14 protein-coding genes are annotated in these 14,785 nt (G+C 67.0%); 11 read left to right on the forward strand and 3 right to left on the reverse strand.

The genetic code is table 11. From position 1 onward, the window contains the following. Window positions 1-3 precede the first annotated feature (3 nt). A complete protein-coding gene (ubiE, locus tag BGO82_RS17900; protein ID WP_291306985.1) occupies window positions 4-759 on the reverse strand; it encodes a bifunctional demethylmenaquinone methyltransferase/2-methoxy-6-polyprenyl-1,4-benzoquinol methylase UbiE in 756 nt (251 codons plus the stop codon). A gap of 146 nt (window positions 760-905) precedes the next feature. Here ubiE and mutM point away from each other — a divergent pair, with 146 nt between their 5' ends. From mutM to BGO82_RS17955, 11 genes are all read left to right on the forward strand, one after another. Beyond that, window positions 906-1,790, forward strand: a complete 885-nt coding sequence (gene mutM / locus BGO82_RS17905; RefSeq protein ID WP_291306986.1) for a bifunctional DNA-formamidopyrimidine glycosylase/DNA-(apurinic or apyrimidinic site) lyase — start codon at window positions 906-908, stop codon at window positions 1,788-1,790. Window positions 1,791-1,989: 199 nt separating this feature from the next. Beyond that, window positions 1,990-2,256 (forward strand): 30S ribosomal protein S20, encoded by a 267-nt coding sequence (rpsT, locus tag BGO82_RS17910; protein WP_291306987.1) that lies wholly within the window; start codon window positions 1,990-1,992, stop codon window positions 2,254-2,256. A gap of 819 nt (window positions 2,257-3,075) precedes the next feature. Next, the gene (gene dnaA, locus BGO82_RS17915) at window positions 3,076-4,485 is read left to right on the forward strand and encodes a chromosomal replication initiator protein DnaA (protein ID WP_291306988.1); all 1,410 of its coding nucleotides are present in this window, start codon (window positions 3,076-3,078) and stop codon (window positions 4,483-4,485) included. A gap of 87 nt (window positions 4,486-4,572) precedes the next feature. Then, window positions 4,573-4,749 carry a hypothetical protein gene (locus BGO82_RS17920; protein WP_291306989.1) on the forward strand — a complete coding sequence of 59 codons (177 nt, stop codon included), beginning with the start codon at window positions 4,573-4,575 and terminating at the stop codon, window positions 4,747-4,749. 153 nt (window positions 4,750-4,902) lie between these two features. Beyond that, complete coding sequence (gene dnaN / locus BGO82_RS17925) at window positions 4,903-6,021, forward strand: DNA polymerase III subunit beta (protein ID WP_291306990.1); 1,119 nt, start codon at window positions 4,903-4,905, stop codon at window positions 6,019-6,021. Between the two features lie 91 nt (window positions 6,022-6,112). Continuing rightward, a complete protein-coding gene (recF, locus tag BGO82_RS17930; protein ID WP_291306991.1) occupies window positions 6,113-7,225 on the forward strand; it encodes a DNA replication/repair protein RecF in 1,113 nt (370 codons plus the stop codon). Continuing rightward, window positions 7,218-7,562: a hypothetical protein gene (locus tag BGO82_RS17935; RefSeq protein WP_291306992.1), complete on the forward strand. Its 345-nt coding sequence runs from the start codon at window positions 7,218-7,220 to the stop codon at window positions 7,560-7,562. The genes recF and BGO82_RS17935 overlap by 8 nt, the downstream gene beginning before the upstream one ends. Window positions 7,563-7,700: 138 nt before the next feature. Then, window positions 7,701-10,166: a DNA topoisomerase (ATP-hydrolyzing) subunit B gene (gyrB, locus tag BGO82_RS17940; RefSeq protein ID WP_291306993.1), complete on the forward strand. Its 2,466-nt coding sequence runs from the start codon at window positions 7,701-7,703 to the stop codon at window positions 10,164-10,166. Then, the gene (locus BGO82_RS17945; RefSeq protein ID WP_366246976.1) at window positions 10,166-10,432 is read left to right on the forward strand and encodes a type II toxin-antitoxin system HicA family toxin; all 267 of its coding nucleotides are present in this window, start codon (window positions 10,166-10,168) and stop codon (window positions 10,430-10,432) included. The genes gyrB and BGO82_RS17945 overlap by 1 nt, the downstream gene beginning before the upstream one ends. Then, the gene (locus tag BGO82_RS17950) at window positions 10,362-10,649 is read left to right on the forward strand and encodes a type II toxin-antitoxin system HicB family antitoxin (RefSeq protein WP_291306994.1); all 288 of its coding nucleotides are present in this window, start codon (window positions 10,362-10,364) and stop codon (window positions 10,647-10,649) included. The genes BGO82_RS17945 and BGO82_RS17950 overlap by 71 nt, the downstream gene beginning before the upstream one ends. 217 nt (window positions 10,650-10,866) lie before the next feature. Beyond that, entirely contained in the window at window positions 10,867-13,104 is a 2,238-nt protein-coding gene (locus BGO82_RS17955; protein WP_291306995.1) for a PBP1A family penicillin-binding protein, read from the forward strand. A gap of 39 nt (window positions 13,105-13,143) precedes the next feature. Here the strand turns inward: BGO82_RS17955 and BGO82_RS17960 are convergent, their stop codons facing one another. Both BGO82_RS17960 and BGO82_RS17965 read right to left on the reverse strand, forming a co-directional pair. Beyond that, complete coding sequence (locus BGO82_RS17960; RefSeq protein ID WP_291306996.1) at window positions 13,144-14,142, reverse strand: LacI family DNA-binding transcriptional regulator; 999 nt, start codon at window positions 14,140-14,142, stop codon at window positions 13,144-13,146. A gap of 166 nt (window positions 14,143-14,308) precedes the next feature. Next, the gene (locus BGO82_RS17965; RefSeq protein ID WP_291306997.1) at window positions 14,309-14,614 is read right to left on the reverse strand and encodes a septal ring lytic transglycosylase RlpA family protein; all 306 of its coding nucleotides are present in this window, start codon (window positions 14,612-14,614) and stop codon (window positions 14,309-14,311) included. Between the last annotated feature and the right edge of the window lie 171 nt (window positions 14,615-14,785).

Raw genomic sequence — 14,785 nt, forward strand, 5'->3', positions numbered from 1 at the left:
ACGCTAGAGCTTCCACGCCGCGTGCAGCGCCGCGATATTGCCCGACATCGCCGTATGCGTGACGCGCTTGAATCCGGCGCGCTCGATCATCGCCGTGAAGCGCCCGGGCGGGGGGAATTTGCGGATGGATTCGACCAGATATTGATACGGTTCGCCGTCGCCGGTCACCGCCTTGCCGATCGGCGGAATGGCGCGGTCGCTCCACGCCTTGTACAGCCGGTCGAAGCCGGGCACGTCCACCGCCGAAAATTCGAGGCAGAGGAAGCGTCCGCCGCGCTTCAGCACGCGGTACGCTTCGCCCAGCGCCACCTCGATCCGCGGCACGTTGCGGATGCCGAAGGCGATCGTATAGGCGTCGAAGCTTTCGTCGGCGAACGGCAGCGCCTCGGCGTTCGCCTCAACGAACCTCGCCTGGCTGCCGAAGCGCCAGTGCCTGGCGCGCTCCTCGCCCACCCGCAGCATGTCGGTGTTGATGTCGCCCACCGTCACTTCGGCATAGCCCACCGAGGCATTGAGGATGCGCTCGGCGATGTCGCCGGTGCCGCCGGCCATGTCGAGCACGCGATAGGGCAGGGTGCCGGTCTTGGGCGGCGCCAGCCGGCTCACCAGCGCGTCCTTCCACAGCCGGTGCACGCCGCCCGACATCAGGTCGTTCATCAGGTCGTAGCGGTCGGCGACGGCATGGAACACTTCGTTGACCAGCCCCTGCTTGGCCTCGAGCGGCACCGTGCGTTCGCCGAAATGCGTGGTTTCAGCCATTGTTGTCAGCCTTTCGCGTGCTGGCCGTGTCTATATAGAAGGAGTGCGCCGCTTGGAATTGGCCATAGAGCGTTTCCAGCAAAGGTGCATGCGGCTTCCGGTTCGGAAACGCCACAACAAGAGCCGGCAGCCTTGAGAGTCCGCGAGTGCCAGAACTCCCCGAAGTCGAAACCGTCCGCCGCGGCCTTGCGCCCTATCTCGAAGGCGCCCGCATCGACAAGGTCACCCTCAACCGCAAGGATCTGCGCTTTCCGTTTCCGCGCGGCTTCGCTGCCGCGCTCGAGGGCCAGACCATCACCTCCGTCGGCCGCCGCGCCAAATATCTGCTGGTCCATCTGAGCTCGGGCAAGACCTGGCTCAGCCATCTGGGCATGACCGGCGCCTATCGCTTCGCCGAGGGCAAGTTCAAGGAGCCGTCGCGCTACTACGAGCCGGGCGAGGACGTCAAACACGACCACGTGGTGGTCCATCTCACCCATCCGGGCCGCGGCAAGCTGACGCTGATCTATGCCGACGCCCGCCGCTTCGGCTTCATGGATCTGTTCGAGCACGAGGAGGACTCGCCCTATCTCAGCGGCCTCGGGCCCGAGCCGCTGGGCAACGCCTTCAACGCCGAGGAGATGGCCCAGCGCTTCAAGGGCAAGGCGGCGCCGATCAAGGCGGCCCTGCTCGACCAGCGGGTGGTCGCCGGCATCGGCAACATCTACGCCAGCGAGGCCCTGCACCGCGCCCATATCCGCCCCACCGCCCCGGCCGGCAAGCTGGTGCTGAAATCGGGCAAACCCTCCGCCCGGCTCGACCTCCTGGCCGACGGCGTCCGCACCGTGCTCACCGAGGCCATCGATGCGGGCGGCTCGACCCTTCGTGATTTCCGCGCCGCCGATGGCGGCTCCGGCTATTTCCAGCACCGTTTCGCCGTCTACGACCGCGAGGGCGAGCCGTGCCCCACCCCCGGCTGCACCGGCACCATCGCGCGCATCGTGCAGTCCGGCCGCTCCACCTTCTTCTGCCCGGTGTGCCAGAAGCTTTGACCCAAGCGGTTGGTCGATCGATCCCGTTTCGGGATCGATCGGCCAGAGCAATGCAAAGACCTGTCGCTCCAGACTCCGATTGACGGTTGGAAATTTTCCAACTATAGACCCGCCAGCTTAGGCGGCCCGGTGCCGCCGATTTCATTTCATCTCCGGGGGTTTCGCGCGGCGTTCCGCGCGCCGGACAAAGAGGACGACGATGGCAAATACCGCCTCGGCCAAGAAAGCCGCCCGCAAGATCGCCGCGCGCACCGAGATCAACAAGTCGCGCCGCTCGCGCATGCGCACCTTCATCCGCAAGGTCGAGGAAGCGATTGCCGGTGGCAAGCACGACGACGCGGTGGCGGCCCTCAAGGCGGCCGAGCCGGAGATCGCGCGCTCGGCGCAGAAGGGCATCGTCCACGCCAATGTCGCGGCCCGCAAGGTGAGCCGTCTGAACTCGCGCGTGAAGGCCCTCAAGGCCTGATCCGGCGCTCTCGCCGCGAGCTCGAAACGAGGCCCCCGTCGCGGGGCCTTTTTCTTTGCCCGTGACGACTCGATGTCATCGGTGTGGCACTTCTGCGACAGTCGTCGGCTTTCACGAAACCCCTTGATTTCCAAGGCTCTCCGCCTGCATCGCGGATGAATCTTTCCGAATCCCGCCCTTGCCGGAAATCTAGAACGCGACTCCGGACAAACTCGGATTCAGCGATTCATCATTGAGTCACAGACGCTTGGTTTGAGGCACGTTAACGCGCCTTGGAAGAACCATTTTCCTCCCTTGTTTCGGCCCGAACCTGTCAACCCCGCTTTTGCGAAAAGAGTCGGTTGCAGGCAAAAATCTGCGCCTCTAAGATGCCTTCCGTTGGATGAGGAACGGCGGTCCTCCTGCCGGTTTTTCAGATGACAAATATCAGTTGCGTAGACGAATGCCTCTGCCGCGGAGTCAACTATCGCGGATGGAAGTATCGTGGTGTCCATCTGTGTTGCGGTTTGTTGGGGCGTTAACAATTATCGTCTTGCGTTTGCGTGAGAGATAATGGCGAGCCGGGGCGTCTCGACTCCGGCGTCAAAGTAAAAACGAGTACGGCCAGGCCGCAAGTCTTTGCGGCGGGTGAAGGATTTTGTCTGTCGGCGGACAGGCAGGGCGGCAAATTTGAGGGCTCGAAAACGGGCTCCTATCGGCGAGGCGGGGCAGATAGACATGGCGTTGGGTGCGAGCGGTGCGCGCAATGAATTCGGCAAACCTGAAACCGGTCATGGAGCGGCGCCGGCCCGCCCCGCGGCACCGGCAGCGTCGGGGGAGATGCGCACCGAGAGCGAGCTGTTCCAGCGCGTCAGGGTCCGGCTCCGGACCGCGGTGGGCGAGGACGTGTTCAACTCCTGGTTCGCCCGCCTCGAGCTCGAGGAGATCATCGACGACAAGGCGCATCTGAGCGTCCCGACGCGCTTCCTCTGCTCTTGGATCCAGTCCAACTACGCCGAAAAGATTCTCGATATCTTCAAGGCCGAAACGCCGGAGATCACCCGGCTGCACTTCACCGTGCGCGTCAACGGCCAGGCCCGGCCGCGGCTCAGCGCCCCGGTCGAGGCGCCGGCGGAGGTCGAGGCCGAGCCCGCCGCTCCGGCGCTGAAGCCGCACCGCGAAATGGTGCCGCCGCGCGGCGATGCGCTGTCGGGGTCGGCGCTCGATCCCAAAATGACGTTCGACAGCTTCGTGCCCGGCGCCAGCAACGAGATCGCGCTCGGCATCGCCAGGCAGGTGGCCAGCGCCGCCCTCAACGGCACCGTCAGCTTCAACCCGGTCTATGTCCATTCGACCGTCGGCCTGGGCAAGTCGCATCTGCTCAACGCCATCGCCTGGGCGGCCGGTGCCGCCGAGCCCGGCCGCAACATCGTCTATCTGACGGCCGACCACTTCATGTACCATTTCATCACCGCCGTGCAGCGGCAGTCGGCCATCGCGCTCAAGGACTGGCTGCGGCGGGTCGATCTGCTGCTCATCGACGACATGCAGTTCCTGCAGGGCAAGTCAGCCACCGAGTTCGGCCACACGCTGGGCACGCTGCTGACCGGCGCCAAGCAGGTGGTGGTGGCGGGCGACGCCCCGCCGCGCGATCTCGAAATGCTCGACGAGCGCGTACGCTCGCGCCTTTCCGGCGGCCTCGTGGTGCCGATCGGCGGCTTCGATCTCGAGCTGCGCCGGCAGATCGTCACCCGCCGCGCCGAGCAGGCGCAGTCTCGCTTCGGCGTGCATTTCCCGGCGCCGGTGATCGACTACATTTCGCGCATCGTGGTCAGCCACGGCCGCGACCTCGACGGCGCCGTCAACCGGCTCGTCGCCGCCAACCAGCTCACGCACGAGCTGATCAGCGTGCCGCTCGCCGAGCGGACCCTTGCCGACCTCGTCCGTGCCCGCGAGGCGCGCCGCGTCCGCATCGAGGACATTTTGCGCATCGTGTCGCGCCACTACAAGGTGCCGCGCAACGAGCTGCTGTCGTCCCGCCGCTCGCGCGACGTGGTGCGGCCGCGCCAGATCGCCATGTATCTCGCCAAATCGCTGACCTCGCGCTCGCTGCCCGAGATCGGGCGCCGCTTCGGCGGCCGCGACCACACCACCGTGCTGCACAGCGTCCGCAAGGTCGAGCAGATGATGAAGGACGATGGCGACCTGTGCCAGGAGATCGAGCTCCTCAAGCGCATGCTTGAGGAGTGAGTTGAGTTTGCGGCCCTTGCGGCGGGCCGCCAGGTATTTGTTGCGTTGCGTAGGAGCCAGTCAGTGCTGCCGCGTTTGGTGTTGCGTGTGCGTAGGGCCGTCCGCCGCCTGAAGGTGGGGGAGCCCCAACAGACCGATCTGTCCGGCGTCGACAATCGCGAGCGCTGGCAGGCGATGCTGTCCGAAATCGACGAGCGCGGCCGCGCCGCCGAGCGCCGCCTGGCCGAGGCCGAGCAGGCGCTCAACCGCCTCGGCCTCAACTAGCCCCCGCACCGCGACCGCGAGGTGTGGACGGGAACCTCCGCGACACCTCTTGCGCTTGCCTTTTGCTCCCCGTCTTGCCAAGGTCGCGGCCCGGTTTTGTGGGGGTTTTGACCCATCCGGCAGGATGCCGGACGTGGTCGGGGATGGCGTGCAATGAAAGTTACTCTCGAGCGCAATGCGCTGCTGAAATCGCTGGGCCACGTCCACCGCGTGGTGGAGCGGCGCAACACCTATCCCATCCTTGCCAACGTGCTGATGAAGGCTGCCAATGGCAGCCTCGACCTGCGCGCCACCGACCTCGACATCGAGGTGACCGAGGCCGTGCCGGCGATGGTGGCGACCGCCGGCACCACCACGGTGCCGGCGCACACCCTCTACGAGATCGTGCGCAAGCTCGCCGACGGCGCCGAAGTCCGGCTCGAGACCGACGGCGCCGAGCAGATGCTGCTCACCTCCGGCCGCTCGCGCTTCCATCTGGCGTGCCTCAGCCCCGACAGCTTCCCCGACCTCAAATCCGGCGCCTTCAGCCACCAGTTCACGCTGCCCGCCGCGACCCTGCGCGAGCTCATCGAGCGCACCCAGTTCGCCATCTCGAATGAAGAGACGCGCTACTACCTCAACGGCATCTACGTGCACACGCTCGAGGTCGACAAGCAGCCGGTGCTGCGCGCCGTCGCCACCGATGGCCACCGCATGGCCCGCGCCGAAACCGAGGCGCCCGAGGGCTCGCGCGGCATGCCCGGCATCATCATCCCGAAAAAGACCGTGGGCGAGGTGCAGAAGCTGCTCGATGGCGCCGAGGGCGATGTCGGCATCGAGATCTCCGACACCAAGATCCGCTTCACGCTGGGCGGCGTGGTGCTGCTGTCGAAGCTGATCGAGGGCACCTTCCCCGATTACGATCGCGTCACCCCCAAGAATAACGACAAGCAGCTCACCGTCGATCGCGGCTCCTTCGCCACCGCCGTCGACCGCGTCTCCACCATCGCTTCCGATCGCGGCGGCAAGGCGGTGAAGCTCGCCGTCAAGGACGGCAACCTCGAATTGTCCGTCACTAACCCCGACCACGGCACCGCCACCGAGGAGGTCGCCGTCGAGTTCGAGCCCGAAAGCTTCGAGATCGGCTTCAACGCCCGCTATCTGCTCGACATCATCGGCCAGATCAAATCCGACAACGCCATCTTCCTGTTCAACGACGCCGGCTCCCCGACGCTGGTCAAGGAAGACGGCGACGCCCGCGCCCTCTACGTGCTGATGCCGATGCGGGTGTAGCCCCCCGCGACTGGCCGCCATCGAGGCGAGGCGCGCCGCGCCGGGGGGAGGAGGGCGGTGCCCTCCTTCGCCCATTGTGCTACCCACGCTCATGCCCGACCGTCACCTCTCCCGCCTGCGCCTCAGCGCCTTCCGCAACTACGCTTCCGCCGCGCTCGATCTCGACGGGCGACATCTGGTGCTGACCGGGCCGAACGGTGCCGGCAAGACCAATCTGCTCGAGGCGGTGTCGCTGCTCAGCCCCGGCCGCGGCCTGCGCCGCGCCGCATTCGACACGCTGGGCAACCATGCCTCCGACCAGCCCTGGGCCGTCGCCGCCACCATCGAGACGCCGGACGGGCCGGCCGATATCGGCACCGGCGCCGCCGACGATGGCGGCCGCCGCGTTCGCATCAACGGCGCCAACGCCCGCACCATCGAGCAGCTGAGCGACTATCTGCGCCTGCTCTGGCTCACCCCGGCGATGGATGGCCTGTTCACCGGCCCGGCAAGCGAGCGCCGCCGCTTCCTCGACCGGCTGGTGACGACGCTGATCCCGTCGCATTCGAGCGCGGTGGCCGACTACGACAAGGCCATGCGCCAGCGCAACCGCCTGCTCGAGGAGGACGCCGATCCGCTCTGGCTCAACGCGCTCGAGGCCGAGATGGCGGCGCACGCCGCCGCGCTGCATTTCGCCCGCGCCGATGCGGTCGCGCACCTGCAGCACCGCATCGGCGAAAGCCTCGACGATGCCGCCTTCCCCGCCGCGCATCTGTCGCTGACGCCGCTGTTCGACGACCGGCCCGAACCCGCCGCCTCGCCCGATCTCGAGACCGAGCTCAAAGCCATCTGGGCCGCCTCGCGCGCTCTCGACCGCGCCGCCGGCCGCACCATCGCCGGGCCGCACCGCGTCGATCTCGAGGTGCTCTACGCGCAAAAGCAGATGCCCGCCGCGCTCGGCTCCACCGGCGAGCAGAAGGCGCTGCTGGTCGGGCTGGTGCTGGCGCAGGCCCGGCTGGTCAAGGCGCAGACCGGCATCGTGCCGTTCCTGCTGCTCGACGAGATCGCCGCCCATCTCGATCCCGACCGCCGCGCCGCGCTGTTCGCCGCGCTCGACGCGCTCGCCACCCAGTGCCTGATGACCGGCACCGACCCCATGCTGTTCGACGCCCTCGGCCCCCGGGCCCAGCGCGTCACCGTGCGCGACGGCCGCCTCGATGCCTAGCGCCACCTACGAGCTGTTCCTTGCCGCCATGCGCGGCCGCCGGCAGATCGTCTGCCTCTACCAGGGCCATCGCCGCGAGCTCTGCCCGATCCTGCTCGGCCGCACCGGGCTTGAGGAAAAGTGCCTTGCCTACCAGTTCGGCGGCGACACTTCGGCCGGCCGCCTTCCCGCTGCCGGCGAGTGGAAATGCCTGAAGCTCAGGGATGTTCGCGACGCCGTCCTGCGCGATGGTCCGTGGCGCAGCGGCGCCGCTCATTCCACTGCCCAGACCTGCATGAAAATGGTCGAATACGACGTCAATCCCGCCAGTCCGTACCACCCGGTCTTCAGGCTCTAGCCGCACGCCGCGCCGGAACGCCGCCGAATCGGCCCAAATCCCTTGAAATCTGGCCAAAAAACGCCATTTCTCTTGGGTATCCCTCCCCAATGATCTAGACCGCTCGAAAGCGGTTTTCGAGCCTGATTCGGAGCCTGATTGACCACGCCCGCAGCCACCCCAGTGCCCAGTTCCGCCGAAGATTACGGCGCCGACTCCATCAAGGTCCTCAAGGGCCTCGACGCGGTGCGCAAGCGCCCCGGCATGTACATCGGCGACACCGATGACGGCTCGGGCCTGCATCACATGGTCTACGAGGTCGTCGACAATTCGATCGACGAGGCGCTGGCCGGCCACGCCGATCTGGTGACGGTGCAGCTCAATGCCGACGGCTCCTGCACGGTCATCGACAACGGCCGCGGCATCCCCACCGACATCCACCCCACCGAGGGCATTTCCACCACCGAGGTGGTGATGACCCAGCTCCATGCCGGCGGCAAGTTCGACCAGAACTCCTACAAGGTGTCGGGCGGCCTGCACGGCGTCGGCGTGTCGGTGGTCAACGCCCTCTCCACCTGGCTGCGCGTAAAGGTCCGCCGCAACGGCAAGGTCCACGAGATGGAGTTCAGTCACGGCGATGCCGTGGCCCCGCTCGCCGTCACCGGCACCTACACCCCGTCGAAGCAGCCCGGCACCTACGAGGGCCGCTCCGGCACTGAAACGACGTTCCTGCCGTCGCCGCAGACCTTCACCATGGTGGAGTTCGATTTCAAGACGCTCGAGCACCGCCTGCGCGAGCTCGCCTTCCTCAATTCCGGCGTCCGCATCGTGCTGCGCGATCTGCGCCATCCCGAGAAGGTCGAGGTCGAGCTGCACTACGAAGGCGGCCTCGCCGAATTCGTGCGCTATCTCGACAGCGCCAAGACGGCTCTGATTGGAGCGCCGATCTACCTGATGCAGGAAAAGGACGGCATCACCGTCGAGGTGGCGATGTGGTGGAACGACAGCTACCACGAAAACGTGCTGTGCTTCACCAACAACATCCCGCAGCGCGACGGCGGCACGCATCTCGCTGGCTTCCGCGGCGCCCTGACGCGCCAGGTCACCACCTATGCCGAAACCTCCGGCATCCTCAAGCGCGAGAAGGTGACGCTGTCGGGCGAAGATGCGCGCGAGGGGCTGACCTGCGTGCTCTCGGTCAAGGTGCCCGATCCGAAATTCTCGTCGCAGACCAAGGACAAGCTGGTCTCCTCCGAGGTCCGTCCGGTGGTCGAGAACGTCGTCAACGAAAAGCTCGCCGAATGGTTCGAGGAGCATCCGGCCGAAGCCCGCACCGTCGTCGGCAAGGTGGCCGAAGCCGCCGCCGCGCGCGAGGCGGCGCGCAAGGCGCGCGAGCTCACCCGCCGCAAATCGGCGCTCGACGTCAATTTCCTCGCCGGCAAGCTCAAGGATTGCTCGGAGAAGGACCCGGCCAAGTCCGAGCTGTTCCTCGTCGAGGGCGACAGCGCCGGCGGCTCCGCGACCCAGGGCCGCGACCGCTCCAACCAGGCGGTGCTGCCGCTGCGCGGCAAGATCCTCAATGTCGAGCGCGCCCGCTTCGACCGCATGCTCGGCTCCGAGCAGATCGGCAATCTGGTGATGGCGCTGGGCACCTCGATCGGCCGCGAAGAGTTCAACATCGACAAGCTGCGCTACCACAAGATCATCATCATGACCGACGCCGATGTCGACGGCGCCCACATCAGAACGCTGCTCCTCACCTTCTTCTACCGGCAGATGCGCGAGCTCATCGATCGCGGCCACATCTACATCGCCCAGCCGCCGCTCTATAAGGTCAAGCGCGGCTCGTCCGAGCAGTATCTGAAGAACGAGCGCGCGCTCGAAGACTATCTGATCCAGGGCGGCGTCGACGACGCCAGCTTCAGGACCGCTGCCGGCTCGGTCCACACCGGGCAGGACCTGCTCGATATCGTGCATCAGGCGCGCGACATCGTGCACCAGATCGAGACCTTCAACACCCGCTACAGCCGCTCCATCCTCGAGCAGGCCGCCATCGTCGGCGCCCTCGATCCCGACGCCGTCGCCGATCCGGCGCGCGCCGGCGAGATCGGCCGCCGCATCGCCACCCGGCTCGACCGCATCTCCGACGAGGTCGAGCGCGGCTGGACCGGCGAGCCCGACGGCCAGGGTGGATTGGTGTTCCAGCGCACCGTGCGCGGCGTCACCGAGACGCACGAGTTCGATGCCAATCTGCTTGCCTCCGCCGACGCCCGCAAGATGCGGCAGATGATCGAGCGGGCCGGCGACGTCTTCGCCGGTGTGGCGACGCTCACCAGGAAGGACGCGACCAGCGAGATCTTCGGGCCGTCCTCGCTCTACGCCACGGTGTCAGCCGCCGGCCGCAAGGGCATCTCGCTGCAGCGCTACAAGGGCCTGGGCGAAATGAACCCCGAGCAATTGTGGGAGACCACGCTCGATCCCAACATCCGCACCCTGCTCAAGGTCGAGATCAAGGACAGCGACGACCACGACCGCCTGTTCAGCGAGCTGATGGGCGACCTCGTCGAGCCGCGCCGCGACTTCATCCAGGACAATGCCCTCAACGTCGCCAATCTGGACGTTTGATGCTGCGCAACAGCCGCGATATCATCAAGCGGCTGGAGCAGGATGGTTTCGTGTTGGTGCACATTGTGGGATCGCACCATAAGTTCCGACATGCCGACGGTCGCGTCGTAAGCGTACAGCACCCGCGCCGCGACATCCCGCTTGGCACGGTGTTTTCGATCTACAAGCAGGCACAATGGCCGAAGGGGAAGCGCAATGAGCGACCGGTTCTATATCGGCCTCGTCCACAAGGACCCCGATTCCAGTTACGGCATCTCGTTTCCTGACGTGCCAGGCGTCATCTCGGCCGAAGATACGTTCGAGGCCGTATTGCGCGAAGGCGCCGTTGCGCTAGATTTTGCCCTGGAGGATTGGCCCGGCGGCCCGCCCGCGCCGCGGACCATCGAGCAGTTGCGGCAGGACCCGGAGTTCCGGGAATGGGCCGAGGGCGCCATCATCGTCGCCGTCCGGCCCAATGCCTTCGTCTATCAGGCCGCCCAATAGCGCCGTCCGGCTGTCGATAGCCGCCCCAAACCGGCCGCCGCCCCTTGTTGCCCGGCAAGCACAGGGCTAAGCAGGCTGGTCGGGTTCACATAAACCGGCCACATTTGACTCCAAGAACGGTGGGGTTGGTCGGCTGCCCGGCCGGTGCGGATTCGCGGCCGGTCGTTCCCCGCGTATTCGGGGCAACCGTGACCTACGGACAATCGGGGCTCTGTTCATGGATTTCGAGATTTCGCCCGAGGATCGCATCGGCGGCGCGCAGCGTGGCCGCAAGGCGAAGGCGAAACCGGCGGCAAAGCCCCGCAAGCCCAGGAAGGGCGAACGGGTCGAACCGGGATTTGGCGGCGGCTTCTTCACCGCCGCCGATGCCTATGACGACGACGAGCCGCCGCGCCGCGGCCGCGCCCCCAAGCCGCAGAAGAAGCAGCCCCGCGGCCGCAAGCAGCGCAAATCCTTCAGCCTGTGGCGGCTGTTCGGCCGGCTGATCTACTGGGTGGCCACCCTCGGCATCGTCGGCGCCCTGTGCGTTGCCGGCGTGGTCTACTACTACTGGATGCAGATGCCGGCGGTGAGCACCTGGGCGGTGCCCGAGCGCCCGGCCAACATCCGCATCGTCGCCGCCGACGGCCAGATGATGTCGAACCGCGGCAAGATGGGCGGCGAGGCCGTCGCCCTGGCCGATCTGCCCGATTACGTGCCCGAGGCCTTCATCGCCATCGAGGACAAGCGCTTCTACCAGCATTTCGGCATCGACGTGTGGGGGCTGGGCGCCGTGGCGGTCGAAAGCCTCAAGGCCCGCCACGTCACCCGCGGCGCCTCGACCATCACCCAGCAGCTCGCCAAGAATCTGTTCCTCACCCCCGACCAGACCCTCGGCCGCAAGGTGCAGGAGGCGCTGCTCGCCCTCTGGCTCGAGCACAATTACACCAAGGACCAGATCCTCGACCTGTATCTGAACCGGGTGTTTTTCGGCAACAACGCCACCGGCATCGAGGCCGCCTCGCAGACCTATTTCGGCAAATCCGCCAAGAATCTGTCGCTGGGCGAAGCAGCCATCCTCGCCGGCTCCATGCAGGCGCCGTCGCGCCTCAACCCCAAGGGCGACCCCAAGCTGGTCGAGGCGCGCCAGAAGCTGGTGCTGCAGGCCATGGCCGACCAGGGCTATATCAGCCAGAAGGAGGCCGACGCCGCCACCGTCGATCCGGGCCAGGACATCCGCACCAAGGTCGCGGGCTCGGAATCCTATGTCGCCGACTGGGTCGAGCAGATCGTCCAGTCCTATATCGGCGACGTCAAGGAAGACATCGTCGTCTACACCACCATCAACTGGGACCTGCAGAAGGAAGCCGAATTCCTGGTCAAGGAGGCGGTGGCCGAGCAGGGCCCGAAATACCATTTCACCCAGGGCGCGCTGGTGGCGGTCGATACCTCGGGCGCGGTGCGCGCCGTGGTCGGCGGCGCCGACTACCAGAAGAGCCAGTACAACCGCGCCGTCACCTCGCGCCGGCAGCCGGGCTCCACCTTCAAGCCCTTCGTCTACATGGCGGCGATGGAGAAGGGCTACACGCCAGACACCATGTCGCAGGACGCGCCGATCAACATCAATGGCTGGTCGCCCAACGACGCCGACAACAAATTCATGGGCCCGATCACGCTGCGCGACGCGCTGGCCTATTCGCGCAACACCGTCGCCGCCCAGCTCGCCTGGATTGTCGGCCCCGACAAGGTGGTCGAGGTGGCGCAGCGTCTCGGCATCTCCTCGCCGCTGCAGCCGGTGCCCTCGATCGCGCTCGGTACCCAGGAGGTGTCGCTGCTCGAGCTCACCTCGGCCTATGTGCCCTTCGCCAATGGCGGCAATGGCGTCATCGCCAATGTCGTCACCCGCATCGAAACCGCCAGCGGCAAGGTGCTGTACGAGGCCTCGCCGGCCGGCCCCGGCCAGGTCATCTCGCCCACCGTGGTCGGCGAGATGAACGACATGCTCTCGACCGCCCTCGACATCGGCACCGGCAAGCACGCCAAGCTCGCCGGCTGGCAGATCGGCGGCAAGACCGGCACCAGCCAGAAGGCGCGCGACGCGGTGTTCGTCGGTTTCACCTCGCGCATGGTCACCGGCGTCTGGCTCGGCAACGACGACGACACCCCCACCACCCTGGCCGGCGGCTCGGTGCCAACGCAGATCTGGTCCGACTTCATGGCCAAGGCGCATCAGGGCCTGACCCCGCAGAACCTGCCTGACGCGTCCTCCGCCGCCGTGCCCGCCTCCGAGCTGCAGCCCAACGATCCGATCGGGGCGCTGGCCGCCGGCGACGGCCAGCCGGGCGGCACCGGCGCGCTGCCCGACGGCCAGCCCGCCCCCACCGACCTGACCGGCGCCCAGCCGGCGCAACCCGCCAAACGCTCGCCCAAGACCATCGGCGACATGCTCAAGGGCCTGTTCGGCGGCGGCAACTGACGTCGTCCGCACCGCCCGCTCGCCACCGCGGCCGCGCCCTCAGGCGGCGCGTACGGTGCTGCCGCGCGCCTTGATGGAGAAGCCGACGTCGATCTGCGGCTGCCTGGGGCGGCGGCCGGAGCCGCGGATGATGTCGAGGATCGCCTGCGCCGCCCAGGTGCCCATCTGCTGGCGCTCGGTCGACACCGAGGTCAGCGGCGGCACCGCCGCGACGCAGTAATCGAGGTCGTTGAAGCCGATGATGGCCAGCTCGTCGGGCACGCGCATGCCGCGGCGCTGACACTCGAACAGCGTGCCGAGCGCCAGATCGTCATTGCAGGTGAAGACCGCCGTCACCTCCGGCACCGCGGCGACGATACGGGCGAACAGCTCGCCGCCCATGGCGACGTCGGAGGGGCGCGGCGAGGCGCCGACGAGGCCTTTGGTGGACAGGCCGAGCTCGTCCATGGCCCGCTGGTAGCCGGCGTGGCGCCGGCGGGCGCGCGGGTCGGCGCGGGCGGTGAGGTGGGCGATGCGCCGATGCCCCAGATCGTAGAGGTAGCGCACCGCGGCGGCGCCGGCCGCGGCGTGATCGAGGCCGATATTGAGGTCGATCGGGGTGTCGGTGACGTCCATGGTCTGCACCACCGGTACGCCGGCGTTCCGGAGCATCTGGCGCGAGCGCTCGGTCTGGTCGACCCCCGCGAGGATCATCGCCTCGGGGTGGTAGCCGAGCAGCGTCTGGATGGCGCGCTCTTCCTCGATCTCGGAATAGCGCACGTTCGACACCAGCACCTGGATGCCGGCCGGGTTGAGCACGTCCTGGATGGCGCCGAGATAGTCGTCGAACACGCCATTGGTGAGCGACGGCACGACGACGCCGACGATGTGGGTGCGGGTGGAGGCGAGCGCGCTCGCCAGGTGGTTGGGGATGTAGTTGAGCGTATGCACCGCCGCGTCGATGCGGGCCCGCAGGGCGTCCGACACCATCTCGGGATGGCGGATGGCGCGCGACACCGTGACCGGGCTGACGCCGGCCCGCGCGGCGACGTCCGCCAAGGTCGCGCGGCTCCTGTTGCTCAAGACATGTCCCCGAGCCCCCAGCGGCCCCGCCTCTTCTTAGTTGAACGGCAGGCGCCTGCAAATGCTCGGGACGCGTCGCCGGCGCCGGGAAAAGGGCGCCCCGGCAACCGGGACGCCCGTTTTGTCTGCTGCGAAACTGGAGCTAGACGCGGGTGATGCACACCTTGCCGGTGCCGGCGGGGATGATCCCCAATTGCCGCCCCGCGGCCTTGCTCAGGTCGATGATGCGGCCCCTGACATAGGGACCGCGGTCGTTGATGGTCACCTTGATGACCTTGCCGGTCTGCTGGTTCTCCACCCGTACGACCGAGCCCAGCGGCAAAGTCTTGTGGGCTGCGGTCATGGCGTTGGGGTTCATCCGTTCCCCACTCGCGGTTTTCTGTCCGGGCAAGGAATACCAGGACGCGCCACCGCATTGATTGCTGCCGGCGAAACTGTCCCCAGTCACGAACGAACAACACCCCGTGACGAGGGCGGCGGCAACAACGATGTGCTTAATCAAACGCTTTACTCACGCTAGTTAACGACCCGTGAGCGTTAAATGTCGGGCCGTGGCGAGATTGTGGGCGAATCCGGGCAGGAGCAAATCCATCCCGGAACTGTTGCGCATGAAACACAG

Origin of the sequence: Devosia sp. 67-54 (assembly GCF_001899075.1) — a bacterium.
GTDB lineage: Bacteria > Pseudomonadota > Alphaproteobacteria > Rhizobiales > Devosiaceae > Devosia_A.